The following is a 14693-nucleotide window of genomic DNA, read 5'->3' as shown; positions in this document are numbered from 1 at the left end:
CGCCCGGGCGCACAGGCTCGCGCCGCGATACGCTCATGAACCGAGGCGGACCGGACGCGTTGACTTGCCGAGCCTCGCCCGTATGTTCCGCGGCGCGCGACGATCTCCGTCCGCGCCGCCGCGGCATGCCTGCCTTTGATCCGGAAGGTCGCCGCCCCATGCGTATCTGATGATAGAATTCGCCGAACTTGGCCTGTCGTCCGCGACCCTCCAGGCCGTCGCCGACGCAGGCTACCATACCGCAACGCCGATCCAGGCCGGGGCCATCCCCGCCGTCCTGCAGCGCCGTGATGTCCTGGGCATCGCCCAGACCGGCACCGGCAAGACCGCCGCCTTCACCCTGCCGATGATCGACCGTCTCGCCGCCGGCCGGGCCCGGGCGCGCATGCCGCGCGCGCTGGTGATCGAACCCACCCGCGAGCTCGCCGACCAGGTCTCCGAGGCGTTCGAAAAGTACTCCAAGGGCCAGAAGCTCTCCTGGGCGCTCCTGATCGGCGGCGTCTCGTTCAGCGACCAGGAGACCAAGCTCGATCGCGGCGTCGACGTACTGATCGCCACGCCGGGGCGCCTGCTCGACCATTTCGAACGCGGCAGGCTGCTCCTCACCGGCGTGCAGATGCTGGTGGTCGACGAAGCCGACCGCATGCTGGACATGGGCTTCATCCCGGACCTGGAGCGGATCTTCAAGCTCACCCCGCCCGGCAAGCAGACGCTGTTCTTCTCGGCGACCATGCCGCCGGAGATTACCCGACTCACGAAGCAGTTCCTCAACGATCCGCTGCGCATCGAGGTGGCGAAGCCCGCGACCACCGCCGAGACCATCGCCCAGAACCTGGTTCGCATCCCCTCCTCCGACCCCAAGGCGAAGCGTGCCGCGCTGCGCGCCCTGATCGGCCGGGCGGACGTGAAGAACGGCATCGTCTTCTGCAACCGCAAGTCCGAAGTCGACATCGTCGCCAAGTCGCTGCGCAAGCACGGCCTCGACGCTTCGCCGATCCACGGCGACCTCGACCAGCAGACACGGATGCGCACGCTGGACGCCTTCCGCACCGGCGAATTGAAACTTCTGGTCGCGTCCGACGTCGCCGCCCGCGGCCTCGACATCCCCGACGTCAGCCACATCTTCAACTACGACGTGCCGCACCACGCCGACGACTACGTGCACAGGATCGGCCGCACCGGCCGCGCCGGTCGCTCCGGCCAGGCGTTCATGATCGTCACCCCGGCAGACGGCCGAAACCTCGAGAAGATCCTCAAGCTGATCGGCAAGACGCCGGACGAGATCACCCTCGACCTGGACTGGGCCAACCTGAAGGACGAGCCGCGGAGCGGACGCGGCCGCGAACGGGGCGGGCGTGGCGAGCGCTCAGGCCGCGGTGAGCGCACGCCGGGCGGGGAACGTCCTGAGCGGCCGAGGCGCGAACGCCGGCCGCGTTCGGAGCCCGAAGCCGCCCGGCCCGAGGCGCCGCGCCCCGCGCCGCCCGAGCCTGAGGCCGTGAATCCGCCCGAGCCGCGCGCCGCCGAGCGCGAGCGTCCCTCCGGCCGCGAGCGAAATCGTCCGGAGCCGCGCGGCGAGCGGCGCGAGCGGCGCGACGAGGGCGATGGCGTCGTCGGTTTCGGCGGCGATGTGCCCGCCTTCCTGCAGCGGCCGCCCTCGTCACGACGTTCCTGAAACCCTGCCGCTTAACCAGCCGTTTGGCTCTGCCGCCTAGGATTCTCCGCATGTCGGCGGAATTCGAGACCTCGCTGCGCGGCCCGCAAGCCTACGACCTGGCCCGCCGGGCGATCGCGGCCATGGAGAAGCACAAGGTTTGGCCGACGGCGCTGAACTTCGAGCTCTGGAGCCACTACGTGGCCGCCCAGGACAGTCCGCTCGCCGCCGAGATCAACCTGCTGATCGAGGCGGGCGAGCCGTTCACCGAGAGCGTCGGCGAGAAGCTCGCCGAGCGCTTCCTGCCCAAGGCAAGGCTGTCCGGCGAGATCCTCGAGGCGGGAGATGCGCTGACCAAGGAATTGGACTCGGTCTCCCGCGCGATTGAATCCGCGCGCTCCTCAAGCGAGGAGTACGGCCAGCAGCTGGCCAGCGCCTCGGAATCCCTGGCCGGCGAGGACACCGGCAAGATCAAGGCGATGGTCGAGACCCTGACCCAGGCGACCCAGCGGGTGCGCCAGGAGAACGCCACCCTGGAGAGCCAGCTCGCCGACACCACCGCCGAGGTGAGCCGCCTGCGCGAACACCTCGAACAGACCCGGCTCGACGCGATGACCGACGGCCTCACCAGCCTCGCCAACCGCAAGGCCTTCGACGAAGCCCTCGAGCGCGCCTGCGCCACCGCCGAGGAGACCGGCGAGGCGCTCTCGCTCGCGCTCATCGACATCGACCATTTCAAGCTGTTCAACGACACCTGGGGCCATCAGACCGGCGACCAGGTGCTGCGCTACGTCGCCAGCGTGATCGGTCGCGCCGGCGCTTCACCGCGCACGGCGGCCCGCTACGGAGGCGAGGAGTTCGCCCTGATCTTCCCCGGCGAAGCCGCCAAGTCGGCGCTTGCCGTGCTGGAGGAGATCCGCTGCGAAGTCGCCTCGCGGGTGCTGAAGCGCCGCTCGACCAGCGAGGACCTGGGCGCGGTCACCATCTCCGCCGGCCTGGCCGAACGCCGCGCCGACGAAGCCCCGGCCGGCCTTATCGAACGGGCGGACGCGGCGCTCTACGCCTCCAAGCGCGGCGGCCGCAACCGCACCTCGGCCGCCGACCCGATCGCCGCCGCCGCCTGACGATTTCCCTCTAGGCTGACGCCGGGTATCGTGCCGTAGATCGAACCGAGTTCGTTCGACGGAGGATATGATGGACGGAGCCGCAGCCGCCCCCAAGGTCCGCAGCGAGATCAAGGATCGCGTCGGGATCATCACCCTTTCGGATCCCGCCACCCTGAATGCCGCGGGCGCCGAGCTGACCGCCGAGCTGCAGGCCGGCGTCGAGGCGTTCATCGCCGACGACGGCGTGCGTTGCATCGTCATCACCGGCGAGGGTCGCGGCTTCTGCTCCGGCGCGAACCTCTCGGGCGGACGGGTCGACGGACGCGGCGCCGCAAAGGGTCCGAACGAGAGCCTGCTCAAGGTCTATAACCCGTTCGTCAGCACGCTTCGGAAGTCGCCCAAGCCCACCGTCGCGGCGGTGAACGGCGTGGCGGCCGGCGTAGGTGTCTCACTGGCGCTCGCCTGCGACCTCTGCGTCGCGGCGGAGAGCGCGTACTTCCTGCTCGCCTTCCGCCGTATCGGCCTGGTTCCGGATGGCGGGGCGACCTGGCTGCTGCCCCGGCTGATCGGAAAGGCCCGCGCCATGGAGCTGATGCTGCTGGGCGAGAAGCTGCCGGCCGCCACGGCCCTCGAGTGGGGCCTGATCAACCGCTGCGTGCCCGACGCGGAGCTGATGCCGAAGACCCTGGAGATCGCCGGCGCTCTGGCCAGCGGCCCGAGCTCGCTCGGCATGACCCGCAATCTGGTCTGGCAAGCTTTCGACGCCGAGTGGCACCTGCAGCTCGAGGCGGAAGCCTACGCGCAGGGCGACGCCGGCCGCACGGAGGACGCGCGCGAAGGGATCGTCGCCTTCCTCCAGAAACGGCCCGCCGAATTCAAGGGCAGATAGGGGGCGAAGATGAAGCTGGTCCTAACGGTCGCGGGCGCGCTCGCGATCCTCCTGGGCTGCGTCTGGATCCTGCAGGGCGTCAACGTGCTGCCGGGAAGCTTCATGACCGGCCATATCGTGTGGGCGATCTATGGGGCCGTGCTGGCCCTCGTGGGCATCGGCGTGATCGTCTACGCACGGCGCAAGCCGGCCGCCTAATTCGCCGCCTCGGAACTCAGTCGGGCTTGGCGGGCTGGATGGTGACGCTCTCGCCGCAGCCGCAGGCGTCCGTCTCGTTGGGATTGCGGAACACGAACTTCGCCGTGAGCTTGGTGACTTCGTAGTCGATCTCGGCGCCGATCAGGAACAACACCGCTTTCGGCTCGATGACGATCGTCACGCCCTTGTCCTCGACGACCTCGTCCGGCGGCTCGATTTTCTCGGCATATTCGAGCACGTACTCCTGGCCGGCGCAGCCGCCGTTCTTCACGCCGACGCGAAGCCCGATGTAGGGCCGATCGGCCTTGGCCATGATCTCCTTCACGCGCTGGGCCGCAGCCTCGGTCAGGGTGACGACCTTGGGTCGGGGGCGGCGTGCGCGGGGGGTGGGTGTGACGGAAAGCTCGGCCATGGTCAGAACATGTTGAGCTGCAGCTTGGCCTCGTCGGACATCCGCGAGGGATCCCATGGCGGATCGAACACCAGGTCGACCTTGCAGGATCGCACCCCCGGAATCTCCATCACCGCCTGCTCGACCCAGCCCGGCATGTCGCCGGCGACCGGGCAGCCTGGAGCGGTCAGCGTCATGTCGATCGCCACGTCCTTGTCGTCCGAGACGTCGACCTTGTAGACGAGGCCGAGTTCGTAGATGTCCACCGGGATCTCCGGATCGAACACGGTCTTGAGCTTGTCGATCAGCTGATCGGTGAGCGCGTCCAGTTCCGCCTGCGAGAGCGGGCGGGTCGTGTCGCCGTCGATGGAAGCTGCGTCGTCCATGGGTTACGCGAAGAAGGCCTGAGTCTTGGTGAGGGCGTCCACGAAGAAGTCGGCCTCACGCTCGGTGTTATATAGGGCGAAGGAGGCCCGGGCGCTCGACGTGACGCCGAAACGCCGCATGAGCGGCTCGGCGCAGTGCGTGCCGGCCCGCACCGCCACCCCGTAGCGATCCAGGATCTGGGCGATGTCATGGGCGTGGGCCCCGTCGACCGTGAAGGCCAGGATCGCGCCCTTGCCCGGCGCTTCGCCCAGCACCTTCAGCCAGTTCGCGCCGGCCAGCCCCTCGCGGACGCGTTGATAGAGGCGATGCTCGTGCTCGGCGATGGCCAGCCGGTCGAGACCGGAGAGCCAGTCGATCGCCGCGCCCAGGCCGATCGCCTCCAGGATCGGCGGCGTGCCGGCCTCGAACCGATGCGGCGGATCGGCATAGGTGATCGCATCGAGCGTGACCTGCCCGATCATCTCGCCCCCGCCTTGATAGGGAGGCAGCGCCGCCAGTTGTTCGGCCTTGCCGTAGAGGACGCCGACGCCGGTCGGGCCATACAGCTTGTGACCGGAGAAGGCGTAGAAATCGGCGTCGATCGCCTTCACGTCGACCCGCTTGTGGACGATCGCCTGGCAGCCATCGAGCAGCACCAGCGCGCCGGCGGCATGCGCCATGGCCGCCAGATCCGCCACCGGATTGATCGTGCCCAGCACGTTGGACATGTGGGTCAGCGCCACGACCTTCGTCCTGGGGCCGAGCAGGGCCTGGAACGCCTCAAGATCGAGCGCGCCCTCGTCGGTGATCGGGCAGAACCGCAGCACGACGCCCTGGCGCTCGCGCAGGAAGTGCCAGGGCACGATGTTGGCGTGGTGCTCCATCTCGGTGAGCACGATCTCGTCGCCCGCCTGGAGCCTTGCGCCCAGGCCCGCGGCCACAAGGTTGATCGCCTCCGTGCCGCCCTTGGTGAAGACGATCTCGTCCGGCTGCGCGCCGATGAAGCCGGCGACCTTTTTGCGTGCGCCCTCGTAGGCCTCGGTCGTCTCGTTGGCGAGCGTGTGCAGGCCGCGGTGCACGTTGGCGTAGGAATGCTCCATCGCCCAGACCATGGCCTGGATGACCGCGGACGGCTTCTGGGCCGAGGCGGCGCTGTCGAGATAGACCAGCGGCTTGCCGTTCACCTGCCGCTGCAGGATCGGGAAGTCGGCGCGGATCGCTTCGGCGTCGAAGGCCATCAGGCGCCCCTCAGCCGCTGGGCGGCCCACCGGCGGACGATCTCGCGAGCGCCTTCGAACCAGACTCGGTCCACGACCTCGCCGATGAAGGCCTCGGTCAAGAGAGCGCGCGCCTCGGGTTCTGGAATGCCGCGCTGGCGGGCATAGAACAGCGCCTCCTGGTCCAGCGCGCCGATCGTGTTGCCGTGGCTGCAGGCGACGTCGTCGGCGTAGATCTCGAGCTCGGGCTTGGCGTCCACCTCGCCGCGGTCGCCCACGATGAGCGCGTGGTGCTCCATCCGCGCATCGGTGCGGTCCGCGCCCTCGGCCACCACGATCCGGCCCTGGAAGACGCCGCGGGCCTGATCGCGGACCACGCCCTTGGTCATCTGCATGGTGACCCCGTCCAGGCCCTGGTGCTCGACCACCGTGGTGAGGTCGGCATGCCGCTTTCCCTCCAGCAGATAGACGCCGTCGAGCCGGAGCTTTGCGCCGCCGTCAGGATGAACCACGCGGGTCTCGATCCGCTGCCTCCGCGCGCCGGACGTGAGCACGATCTGACCGAACTCGGAGCCGGCCGCGAGCTTCACGTTGGCGTGGCTGACGGAAACCGCCTCGGGATCATCGTCGGCGAGAACGATGCGCTCGACGACGGCCCCAGGCGAGAGCGTGATGGAAAGCGAGGCGTCCGCGAGGTAGGCGCCCTCGCCTTCATAAGTCTCCAGGAGACGCAGGCGCGCGCCTTCGCCAAGCCGGATCTCGGCAAGAGCGGCATGAGCCCCCTGGCCGCGGGAGACGAACCGCAGGGCGACGATGGTCCTCTCGCCGGCCGAGATCTCGATCCGCACCGGCTCGAGACCGTTCGCCACGACATAGGAGCTCGTGGCGAGATGATCGAAGACCCCCGGTCCTAGGTCGCGCGGATCCATGCGCGCGGACGGCGGGGGGACCTCGCGGATCAGGCCGCGCAGGTCGGTCCAGCGCCACACCTCGTCACGCCGGCTCGGAAGCGCGGCGGGATCGCGGTCCCGTATGGCTGCGGCCAGGCTCAAGCGGCCCTCGCATACTTGTCGTAGCCTTCGCGCTCCAGCTCTAGCGCCAACTCGGGGCCGCCCGAGGCGACGATGCGGCCCGCCGAGAGCACATGCACGCGGTGCGGCCGAATGTAATCGAGGAGCCGCTGATAATGCGTGATGATCAGCATCGCCCGGTCGGGCGCGCGCAGCGCATTGACCCCCTCAGCGACAATCTTCAGGGCGTCGATGTCCAGGCCGGAGTCCGTCTCGTCGAGGATCAGGAAGCGCGGCGAGAGCATCGCCATCTGGAGGATTTCCATGCGCTTCTTCTCGCCGCCGGAGAAGCCGACGTTCAGCGGCCGCTTCAGCATCTCGAAGTCGATCTTCAGACTCTGCGCCGTCCGGCGCGCGAGCTTCAGGAACTCCGGAGCCGAGATCTCCGCCTCGCCGCGCGCCCGCCGCTGGGCGTTCAGCGCGGTGCGGATGAACGTGAGCGCCGGGACGCCTGGGATCTCCAAGGGGTACTGGAACGACAGGAAGACGCCGCGGGCCGCCCGCTCGTCCGGCGACAGTGCGAGCAGGTTCTCTCCCTCGAGCGTGGCGGACCCTGCGGTGACCTCATAGCCGTCACGGCCGGTGAGCACGTAGGACAGGGTCGACTTGCCGGCCCCGTTCGGACCCATCAGCGCGTGCACCTCGCCGGCGGGAACCTCGAGGGTGAGACCCTTCAGGATCTCCTTGCCGTCGACGGCCGCGTGCAGATTGGAGACCGTCAGCATCAGCGGGTCTCGTCGACGAGGAACTGGGCCATCACCGAGAGCGCCTCTTCAACGCTCTCGACCGTCTGCTGCTTGCGGGGGGCCGCGGTCGTGGTGCTCGCGGTGCGCTTGTCCGCCGAGGTGACGCTCGCCTTGCCGGCCTCGAAGTAGGCGGCCACGCGATAGTCGCGGTGGTCGATCGAGACCGTGTAGCGGCGCCGGTCGACGGTCAGGTCGCGGCGGGCCAGGAACTCGGCGTCCGCCTGCAGAGCCTCATGGAGCCGCTCGGCCCGCGCCAGATCCTCCTCCTGCTGCTTGCGCTCGGCCTCATCGCGCTTGCGGCGCTCCATCTGACGCCGCGCGTATTCCATCTCGAAGGCGTCCTTCAGCGAGAGCGTCTTCTCCTTCTTGGTCCGCGAGGTCATCCGACGCTCCCCTCCAGCGAAATGGCCACCAGCTTCTGAGCCTCCACGGCGAACTCCATGGGCAGCTCCTGCAGCACGTCCTTGACGAAGCCGTTGACCAGCAGCTGCACCGCCTCTTCCTGGGAAAGGCCGCGCTGCATCACATAGAACAGCTGGTCGTCGGAGAGCCGCGTCGTGGTCGCTTCGTGCTCCAGCACCACCTGGCCGTTGCGCGCCTCGACGTAGGGCACGGTATGGGCGGCGCAGTGCTTGCCGATCAGCAACGAGTCGCACTGGGTGAAATTGCGCGCGCCCTTGGCCTTCGGGTGGGCGGAGACGAGGCCCCGATAGGTGTTGGAGGACTTCCCGGCGCTGATGCCCTTGGAGATGATTCGCGACCGGGTGCCCGAGCCCAGATGGATCATCTTGGTGCCGGTGTCGGCCTGTTGGCGGCCGTTGGTGATGGCGATCGAGTAGAACTCGCCGGCGCTGTCGTTCCCGCGCAGGATGCACGACGGGTACTTCCAGGTGATCGCCGAGCCGGTCTCGACCTGCGTCCAGGCCACCTTGGAGCGGTCGCCGCGGCAGTCGGCGCGCTTGGTGACGAAGTTGTAGATGCCGCCCTTCCCGGTCTCGGGATCACCCGGGTACCAGTTCTGGACGGTGGAGTACTTGATCTCGGCGTCCTCCAGAGCGACGAGCTCGACCACCGCGGCGTGCAGCTGGTTCTCGTCGCGCATCGGCGCGGTGCAGCCTTCGAGATAGGACACGTAGGCGCCGCGATCGGCGATGATCAGCGTGCGCTCGAACTGGCCGGAGTTCTCCGCATTGATGCGGAAGTAGGTCGACAGCTCCATCGGGCAGCGGACGCCCGGCGGCACATAGACGAAGCTGCCGTCCGAAAAGACGGCCGAGTTCAGACAGGCGAAGTAGTTGTCGGAGACCGGCACGACCGAGCCCAGGTAGGTCTTCACCAGTTCCGGGTGCTCGCGGATCGCCTCGCTCATCGGGCAGAAGATGACGCCGGCCTTGGCGAGCTCCTCGCGGAAGGTGGTCACCACCGAGACGCTGTCGAAGACGGCGTCCACGGCGTATCTCGGCGCGCCCTCGACCCCCGCGAGCACCTCCTGTTCGCGGAGCGGAATGCCGAGCTTCTTGTAAGTCTCCAGGATCTCCGGATCGACCTCGTCAAGGCTCTTGGGTCCCGCCTTCTGCTTGGGCGCGGCGTAATAGTAGGCGGCCTGATAGTCGATGCGCGGGAACGACACCCTCGCCCAGCCGGGCTCCTCCATCGCCTGCCACCGCTCGAAAGCCTCGAGCCGCCAGGCGAGCATCCATTCGGGCTCGCCCTTCTTGCCCGAGATGAAGCGGATCACGTCGGCGTTCAGGCCCTTGGGCGCGAACTCCTGGGCGATCTCGGTGACGAAGCCGTGCTTGTAGCGCTCAAGGCTCTCGACGTGTTCGACGGTCTGGCGGACGGCGGCCATGATCAGGCTCCTGCAGGCGCCGGGGCGCGGCGCGCGGCGTGACGCTGGAAGGCTTCGAACCAGGCGTCGGCGAACCTGTTCCAGTCGGCTTCGCTGGTCGCCCAGCCGCCGGAGACGCGGATGCCGCAGCCGGCCAGTTCGCCCTGACCCATGGCGGCCAGCACCGGCGAGGCCCTGACCTTGCCGGACGAGCATGCGGCGCCGGCGCTGACCATGACGCCGGCCAGATCGAGGCCCATCACCTGCAGCTCGGACGGGAAGCGGGGGGTCGCGACGCACAGAGTGTTCGGCAGGCGCGGCGCGGCCTCGCCCATCACGACGGCGCCGGCGGCCTTCAGGCGCTCGGCGGCGGCGTCGCGCCAGGCCCGCTTTTCCGCAACATCGACGAGGTGCGTCATCAATTCGCGCGATGCATTCGCTGCAGCTCCGAATCCGTTGATCCCAGATACATTCTCTGTTCCGCCTCTACGGCCGCGTTCCTGCCCGCCGCCGTGCTGGCGGCGGGTGAGCGCGGCGCGGGGCCCGATGGCGAGCGCGCCTGCGCCCTGCGGCCCGCCGAGCTTGTGGGCGGAGACGGCGAGGGTGTCGGCGCCGAGCGCGCGGGCGTCGAGGGGGATCTTGCCCGCGGCCTGGACGGCGTCGACGTGCAGCCAGCCGTCGGCGTCCAGCACCAGCTCGGCCGCCTCGGCGACCGGCTGGATGACGCCGGTCTCGTTGTTGGCGAGCATCAGGGCGACAAACGGCCGACCGTCGGCGGCGTCCCAGCGCGCCAGCCGCCGGCGCAGCCAGTCGAGGTCGGCGACCCCGTTCCGGTCCACCGGCAGCACCTCGACGGCGACGGCCGAGGCTTCCGCGGTCTCCTGGATGCTGTCGTGCTCGATGGCCGAGACGATCAGGCGTCTCGCGCCCGCCGCGATGGCGCTCCCGATCGCCAGTCCGTTGGCTTCCGTTCCGCCGCTGGTGAACACCAGGCTCGCGGCCGGCGCGCCGACCAGCGCCGCCACTTCGGCCCGCGCTTCTTCGACGAGCGCGCGGGCGGCGCGGCCGGCGGCGTGCACGGAGGAGGGATTGCCGCCGAGGTCCAGGGCGCGCAGCACCGCCTGGCGCGCTTCGGGACGCACCGGGGCAGTGGCGTTGTAGTCGAGGTAGGCGCGCGCGCTCATGCCGCCTGCCGCTCGGCCTTGATGCGGCCCATGGCGACGTCGGCCAGGCTCACCGAAGCCAGGTAGGACTGGATGCGCGCGCCGAGGTCGTCCCAGAGGTCGTGGGTCAGGCACCGCTCGCCCTTGATCATGCAGCCCCTGGCCTCCGAGCAGCGGGTGGCTTTCAGCGGCTCGTCGACGGCGAGCACGATGTCGGCGATGGAGGTGGCGTCCGCGCCCCTGGCCAGGCGGTAGCCGCCGCCCGGGCCGCGGGCCGAGGTGACAAGGCCCTGGCGGCGCAGGCGGGCGAACAGTTGCTCGAGATAGGAGAGCGAAATCTCCTGGCGGGCGGCGATGTCGGCGAGCGCCACGGCGCGCGCCGCATCGCTCTCGCGGCGGGCGAGGTCGACCATCGCCATCACGGCGTAGCGGCCCTTGGTGGAGAGGCGCATCTGCGGCTGCCTTCTGTTCCTTGGCGCTCGCGTGCTTGCGCACGCGGGCGCGTTGGTTTTTGCGCGCATCCGGGCTGGGCTATGTTACAAGCCGCCGCCTCGCGCGGGGCTGCCTGCCCGGTCCGGCCGGATGCCCGGGACTTAGGAAGACCTAGCGCAGCAGTCAAGTATTGCCGACGTTGTTTTCGAGAGGGCTCAAATGCCAGAGGTGGTTCTGACCGGCGCAGCCGGGCGGATCGAGGGGCGGTACTCCCAAGGCAAGAGCGAGACGGCGCCGGTGGCGCTGGTGCTGCATCCTCACCCCAAGGCCGGCGGCCAGATGAACAACCCGGTGACGGTGCAGCTCTTCCACCTGTTCATGAAGCGCGGCTTCTCGGTGCTCCGGTTCAACTTCCGCGGTGTCGGGCGCAGCCAGGGCGAGTTCGACGCCGGCATCGGCGAACTGGCGGACGCGGCGACCGCGCTGGACTGGCTGCAGGCGACCAATCCGGCGGCCTCACAGTGCTGGGTGGCGGGCTATTCCTTCGGCGCCTGGATCGGCATGCAGCTCTTGATGCGCCGCCCGGAGACCGACGGCTTCATCGCCGTCTCGCCGCCGACCAACGCCTACGACTTCTCGTTCCTGGCCCCCTGCCCCGCCTCTGGCCTGATCCTGCACGGCGGCAATGACAGCGTGGTGCCGGCGATCGAGGTGGAGCGAGTGGTCTCGAAGCTGCGCACCCAGAAAGGCATCACCATCGACTACGAGGTGGTGGAGGGCGCGAGCCACTTCTGGGTCGAGAACCTGCCAGACCTGGAGGGGCGGATCGGCGCCTACCTCGACAAGCGCTTGGCCGCCCAGCCGGCGTAAGGGGATAGGGCTGGGCGCGGACCGTTCACCCCCAGGGCCGGACCGTGCTAGATCAGCGGCGTGGACGAACCGCCGCACGATCCCTCCGAGACGCCCCTGCAGCGCGCTCTTCGGCTGAAGAAAGCCGCGCTTGAGGCGCGCCCGAAGGGTCCCGGAGCCGGGAAGGTCCAGCGCGGGTCCGCCGCCCAGCCGGCCGGGGCGTCCAAGCCGTGGGTGAAGCGGTAGTGGCCGGGCTGAAGGACAAGCGGGGCTTCATCGACAAGGAGCGGCTGGACCTCTCCGAGCGCAAGGCGGTCGAATACTGGATGAAGCGCTGGGGCGTCAGCCGCGAACAGATCACCGCGGCGCACCGCAAGGTGGGGCGGCTGACCAAGGACATCGCCGCCGAGCTCGGCAAGAGGCGCTGACGCGGGAGATCTACCCGCTCCCCCCAATGGGGAGGAACGGAGCATGGTGAAGACGTCTCCAACCATGTCGGTTCACGCTCCGGCAGGCCGCGCCGGGCCAAGATGGCGGCATGGAGAGCTGGTTCGACGAACCGTTCCTGCAGGCCACGTCGCGCGACCGGAGCCAGGCGAAGCTGAGGTTCGGCGCGAGCCTGGCCATGACCCTGGTGCTGGCGGTGGCCGGCGACTGGCGCGCCGCGCTGGCCTGGGCGGCGCTGGCCCTGCCGCTGGAGGGCGGGCTGCAGGCGGTGATGCAGCCGATCGCCGAGGGCGAGCCGATGACCCAGCTGCGCGGCTGGGGCTCGGTGATCCTGCGCATGCTGCAGAGCTATCTGTGGATCGCCGCCGGCCTCATCCTGTGGAGCGCGGGCGGGATGGCGGGTCGCGCCTGCGGCATGGGGGTGTTCTCCGCCCTGCTGCTCTATGTGGTCGCCCGGCGGGACCGCTCGCCGGCGCTGGACATCGCCCACGCCCCGGCGCTGATCGCGCCTCTCCTGACCACCATCCTGTTCCCCTCGCGCTGGGGCGGCGAGACGGCGCTGATCCTCCTGTCCCTGGTCCAGGGCGGGCTGGCCGGCTATGTGCTGCTGGGCGACCTGCAGCGCGGGGCCGAGTCTCGGGCTGCGGCGCGTCGGACGCCGCGGGCGCCGCCCCCGGCCGCTGAGGGCTCCGGCCCGGCGGGCGCCGGCGAAGAGACACCCAGCCTCGCGGCCTTGATGGAGGCCAAGCGCCAGGCCGAGGCCGCCAGCCAGGCCAAGAGCGCCTTCCTGGCGGTGATGAGCCACGAGATCCGCACGCCGCTGAACGGCGTCCTGGGCATGACCCAGGCGCTGGCCGCCGACCCCACCCTGACCCAGGCCCAGCGCGCCCGGCTGCAGACCATCAGGGACTCCGGCGAGTCGCTGCTGGCCATCCTTAACGACATCCTCGACCTGTCGAAGATCGAAGCCGGCAAGTTGGAGCTGGACCACATCGCCTTCGCGATCGGCGATGTGGCGGAGAGCGCGCACGTCTCGTTCAAGGCGCTCGCCAGGCAGAAGGGGCTGAAGTTCAAGCTGTTCGTGGCCGACGCGGCCAAGGGCGCCTACCTCGGCGATCCGACCCGCGTGCGCCAGCTGCTGTTCAACCTGATCTCCAACGCGCTCAAGTTCACCGACGAGGGCGAGATCAAGCTCTCGGTCGAGGCCGGCGCGGACCGCGGCCTCGTGCTCAGCGTCTCCGACACCGGCGTGGGCATCGCCCCCGACCGGCTGGAGCGGATCTTCGAGAAGTTCGAACAGGCCGACCTGTCGGCGACGCGCCGGCACGACGGCGCGGGCCTGGGGCTGGCCATCTGCCGCGAGCTCTGCACGCTGATGGGCGGGACGATCGGCGCCGAGAGCGAACCAGGCAAGGGCTCGCGCTTCACCATCGCGTTGCCACTGGAGCGGGCCGAGGCGGGCGCGGCGAAGCCGGCGCCCGCCCCCGAGCCGGTCTTCGAGCCTGCGGCGCCGGCCGAGGCAGGCGACCTGCGCATCCTGGCGGCCGAGGACAACCCGACCAACCAGCTGGTGCTGAAGGCGCTGCTCGCGCAGGTCGGCGTCGAGCCGGTGGTGGTGGAGAACGGCAAGCTGGCGGTGGAGGCCTGGGAGAACGGCGGTTTCGACCTGATCCTGATGGACATCCAGATGCCGGAGATGGGCGGCATGGAGGCTACCCGCGCCATCCGCGAGGCGGAGACAGCGCTCGGCCGCCCGCGCATCCCGATCGTCGCGCTGACTGCCAACGCCATGGCCCACCAGGTGGCCGAGTACGAGGGCGCCGGCATGGACGCCCACGTACCCAAGCCGATCGACGCCGCGCTGTTGTTCGGCGCCATCGAGCGGCTGCTCGCCGAGGCGGCCGAGGCCGGCGGAGCCGAGCCGGCGCGCCTGGCGAGCTAACGGCGAGCGCAAGGGCTGCAGTCGGCCCCCTGTGCCTTGAGGTCACCGACTTCGGGGGCTGTGAACGGGGGCGGTACGGACCGGTCTTCCCGAAGACGCCGGCGGGGCCGAGTCCTCAGCCGGTTGCCGCGACTGCCGCCCTTCTACAATCGAACGGCAGCTTCGGGTCGTAGCAGAAGTCCGGCCAAACGCCTCGCTTGCGCCAGTAGTCGAGGTAGCCCGCCCGGGCGGCCGCGCGCCAGAAGCGGGGGTCGGACCGGAAGGTGCAGCGGTTGATCGCATCCTCACCGACGATCCGGCCCGCCCAACAGCTGGCGATCAGGTCGTCGCGCGAAACGATCTCGCCGCGCTCGCGCGCCAGCGCCACCAGCACCTGCATGACACGCGGCTCCAGGACC

At 69.7% G+C, this 14693-nt stretch carries 18 protein-coding genes; 8 read left to right on the top strand and 10 right to left on the bottom strand.

Annotation, left to right across the window (positions count from 1 at the left end; translation table 11 throughout):
* Positions 1–169 precede the first annotated feature (169 nt).
* From Q0W60_RS10075 to Q0W60_RS10060, 4 genes are all read left to right on the top strand, one after another.
* Positions 170–1672 (top strand): DEAD/DEAH box helicase, encoded by a 1503-nt coding sequence (locus Q0W60_RS10075; protein ID WP_297695131.1) that lies wholly within the window; start codon positions 170–172, stop codon positions 1670–1672.
* A 50-nt stretch (positions 1673–1722) separates the two neighbouring features.
* Positions 1723–2775, top strand: coding sequence for a GGDEF domain-containing protein (locus tag Q0W60_RS10070; RefSeq protein ID WP_297695129.1), 1053 nt, complete (start codon positions 1723–1725; stop codon positions 2773–2775).
* A gap of 70 nt (positions 2776–2845) precedes the next feature.
* Complete coding sequence (locus Q0W60_RS10065; RefSeq protein WP_297695127.1) at positions 2846–3646, top strand: enoyl-CoA hydratase/isomerase; 801 nt, start codon at positions 2846–2848, stop codon at positions 3644–3646.
* A 9-nt stretch (positions 3647–3655) separates the two neighbouring features.
* A complete protein-coding gene (locus tag Q0W60_RS10060; RefSeq protein ID WP_297695125.1) occupies positions 3656–3844 on the top strand; it encodes a hypothetical protein in 189 nt (62 codons plus the stop codon).
* Positions 3845–3860: 16 nt separating this feature from the next.
* Here the strand turns inward: Q0W60_RS10060 and Q0W60_RS10055 are convergent, their stop codons facing one another.
* From Q0W60_RS10055 to Q0W60_RS10015, 9 genes are read right to left on the bottom strand one after another with little or no spacing between them, the layout of a single operon-like run.
* Complete coding sequence (locus Q0W60_RS10055) at positions 3861–4256, bottom strand: iron-sulfur cluster assembly accessory protein (protein WP_297695123.1); 396 nt, start codon at positions 4254–4256, stop codon at positions 3861–3863.
* A 2-nt stretch (positions 4257–4258) separates the two neighbouring features.
* Positions 4259–4621, bottom strand: coding sequence for an SUF system Fe-S cluster assembly protein (locus Q0W60_RS10050; protein ID WP_297695121.1), 363 nt, complete (start codon positions 4619–4621; stop codon positions 4259–4261).
* Positions 4622–4624: 3 nt separating this feature from the next.
* The gene (locus Q0W60_RS10045) at positions 4625–5839 is read right to left on the bottom strand and encodes a cysteine desulfurase (protein ID WP_297695119.1); all 1215 of its coding nucleotides are present in this window, start codon (positions 5837–5839) and stop codon (positions 4625–4627) included.
* The gene (gene sufD, locus Q0W60_RS10040) at positions 5839–6870 is read right to left on the bottom strand and encodes a Fe-S cluster assembly protein SufD (RefSeq protein ID WP_297695118.1); all 1032 of its coding nucleotides are present in this window, start codon (positions 6868–6870) and stop codon (positions 5839–5841) included. The genes Q0W60_RS10045 and sufD overlap by 1 nt, the downstream gene beginning before the upstream one ends.
* Positions 6867–7613, bottom strand: coding sequence for a Fe-S cluster assembly ATPase SufC (gene sufC / locus Q0W60_RS10035; protein ID WP_297695116.1), 747 nt, complete (start codon positions 7611–7613; stop codon positions 6867–6869). The genes sufD and sufC overlap by 4 nt, the downstream gene beginning before the upstream one ends.
* On the bottom strand, positions 7613–8017 hold the full coding sequence (locus Q0W60_RS10030; protein WP_297695114.1) for a hypothetical protein: 405 nt from the start codon (positions 8015–8017) through the stop codon (positions 7613–7615). The genes sufC and Q0W60_RS10030 overlap by 1 nt, the downstream gene beginning before the upstream one ends.
* A complete protein-coding gene (gene sufB / locus Q0W60_RS10025) occupies positions 8014–9483 on the bottom strand; it encodes a Fe-S cluster assembly protein SufB (protein ID WP_297695112.1) in 1470 nt (489 codons plus the stop codon). Before sufB ends, Q0W60_RS10030 begins: the two co-directional genes overlap by 4 nt.
* 2 nt (positions 9484–9485) lie before the next feature.
* Positions 9486–10646, bottom strand: coding sequence for a cysteine desulfurase family protein (locus Q0W60_RS10020; RefSeq protein WP_297695110.1), 1161 nt, complete (start codon positions 10644–10646; stop codon positions 9486–9488).
* Complete coding sequence (locus tag Q0W60_RS10015) at positions 10643–11077, bottom strand: Rrf2 family transcriptional regulator (protein WP_297695108.1); 435 nt, start codon at positions 11075–11077, stop codon at positions 10643–10645. The genes Q0W60_RS10020 and Q0W60_RS10015 overlap by 4 nt, the downstream gene beginning before the upstream one ends.
* Before the next feature lie 199 nt (positions 11078–11276).
* Between Q0W60_RS10015 and Q0W60_RS10010 the strand changes: the two genes are divergently transcribed.
* The 4 genes from Q0W60_RS10010 to Q0W60_RS09995 all read left to right on the top strand — a co-directional run bounded on the left by Q0W60_RS10010 (position 11277) and on the right by Q0W60_RS09995 (position 14295).
* Entirely contained in the window at positions 11277–11927 is a 651-nt protein-coding gene (locus tag Q0W60_RS10010) for an alpha/beta hydrolase (protein WP_297695106.1), read from the top strand.
* Between the two features lie 60 nt (positions 11928–11987).
* Entirely contained in the window at positions 11988–12152 is a 165-nt protein-coding gene (locus Q0W60_RS10005) for a hypothetical protein (RefSeq protein ID WP_297695104.1), read from the top strand.
* The gene (locus tag Q0W60_RS10000) at positions 12152–12334 is read left to right on the top strand and encodes a DUF3606 domain-containing protein (protein WP_297695178.1); all 183 of its coding nucleotides are present in this window, start codon (positions 12152–12154) and stop codon (positions 12332–12334) included. Before Q0W60_RS10005 ends, Q0W60_RS10000 begins: the two co-directional genes overlap by 1 nt.
* Before the next feature lie 110 nt (positions 12335–12444).
* The gene (locus Q0W60_RS09995) at positions 12445–14295 is read left to right on the top strand and encodes an ATP-binding protein (protein ID WP_297695102.1); all 1851 of its coding nucleotides are present in this window, start codon (positions 12445–12447) and stop codon (positions 14293–14295) included.
* Between the two features lie 115 nt (positions 14296–14410).
* Here the strand turns inward: Q0W60_RS09995 and Q0W60_RS09990 are convergent.
* On the bottom strand, positions 14411–14693 hold a 283-nt coding region (locus Q0W60_RS09990), incomplete at its 5' end, for a hypothetical protein (protein ID WP_297695100.1).

Source organism: Phenylobacterium sp. (assembly GCF_025934275.1).
GTDB lineage: Bacteria > Pseudomonadota > Alphaproteobacteria > Caulobacterales > Caulobacteraceae > Phenylobacterium.
This window is presented reverse-complemented; position numbering and strand designations above follow the sequence as displayed.

Excerpts from the sequence above, each read along its gene's own strand:
- Q0W60_RS10065 (WP_297695127.1), top strand. The coding sequence starts at position 2,846 with ATGGACGGAGCCGCAGCCGCCCCCAAGGTCCGCAGCGAGATCAAGGAT.
- Q0W60_RS10030 (WP_297695114.1), bottom strand. The coding sequence starts at position 8,017 with ATGACCTCGCGGACCAAGAAGGAGAAGACGCTCTCGCTGAAGGACGCC.
- Q0W60_RS10055 (WP_297695123.1), bottom strand. The coding sequence starts at position 4,256 with ATGGCCGAGCTTTCCGTCACACCCACCCCCCGCGCACGCCGCCCCCGA.
- Q0W60_RS09995 (WP_297695102.1), top strand. The coding sequence starts at position 12,445 with ATGGAGAGCTGGTTCGACGAACCGTTCCTGCAGGCCACGTCGCGCGAC.
- Q0W60_RS10015 (WP_297695108.1), bottom strand. The coding sequence starts at position 11,077 with ATGCGCCTCTCCACCAAGGGCCGCTACGCCGTGATGGCGATGGTCGAC.
- Q0W60_RS10010 (WP_297695106.1), top strand. The coding sequence starts at position 11,277 with ATGCCAGAGGTGGTTCTGACCGGCGCAGCCGGGCGGATCGAGGGGCGG.
- Q0W60_RS10020 (WP_297695110.1), bottom strand. The coding sequence starts at position 10,646 with ATGAGCGCGCGCGCCTACCTCGACTACAACGCCACTGCCCCGGTGCGT.
- sufB (WP_297695112.1), bottom strand. The coding sequence starts at position 9,483 with ATGGCCGCCGTCCGCCAGACCGTCGAACACGTCGAGAGCCTTGAGCGC.
- Q0W60_RS10050 (WP_297695121.1), bottom strand. The coding sequence starts at position 4,621 with ATGGACGACGCAGCTTCCATCGACGGCGACACGACCCGCCCGCTCTCG.
- Q0W60_RS10070 (WP_297695129.1), top strand. The coding sequence starts at position 1,723 with ATGTCGGCGGAATTCGAGACCTCGCTGCGCGGCCCGCAAGCCTACGAC.
- Q0W60_RS10045 (WP_297695119.1), bottom strand. The coding sequence starts at position 5,839 with ATGGCCTTCGACGCCGAAGCGATCCGCGCCGACTTCCCGATCCTGCAG.
- Q0W60_RS10060 (WP_297695125.1), top strand. The coding sequence starts at position 3,656 with ATGAAGCTGGTCCTAACGGTCGCGGGCGCGCTCGCGATCCTCCTGGGC.
- sufC (WP_297695116.1), bottom strand. The coding sequence starts at position 7,613 with ATGCTGACGGTCTCCAATCTGCACGCGGCCGTCGACGGCAAGGAGATC.
- Q0W60_RS10075 (WP_297695131.1), top strand. The coding sequence starts at position 170 with ATGATAGAATTCGCCGAACTTGGCCTGTCGTCCGCGACCCTCCAGGCC.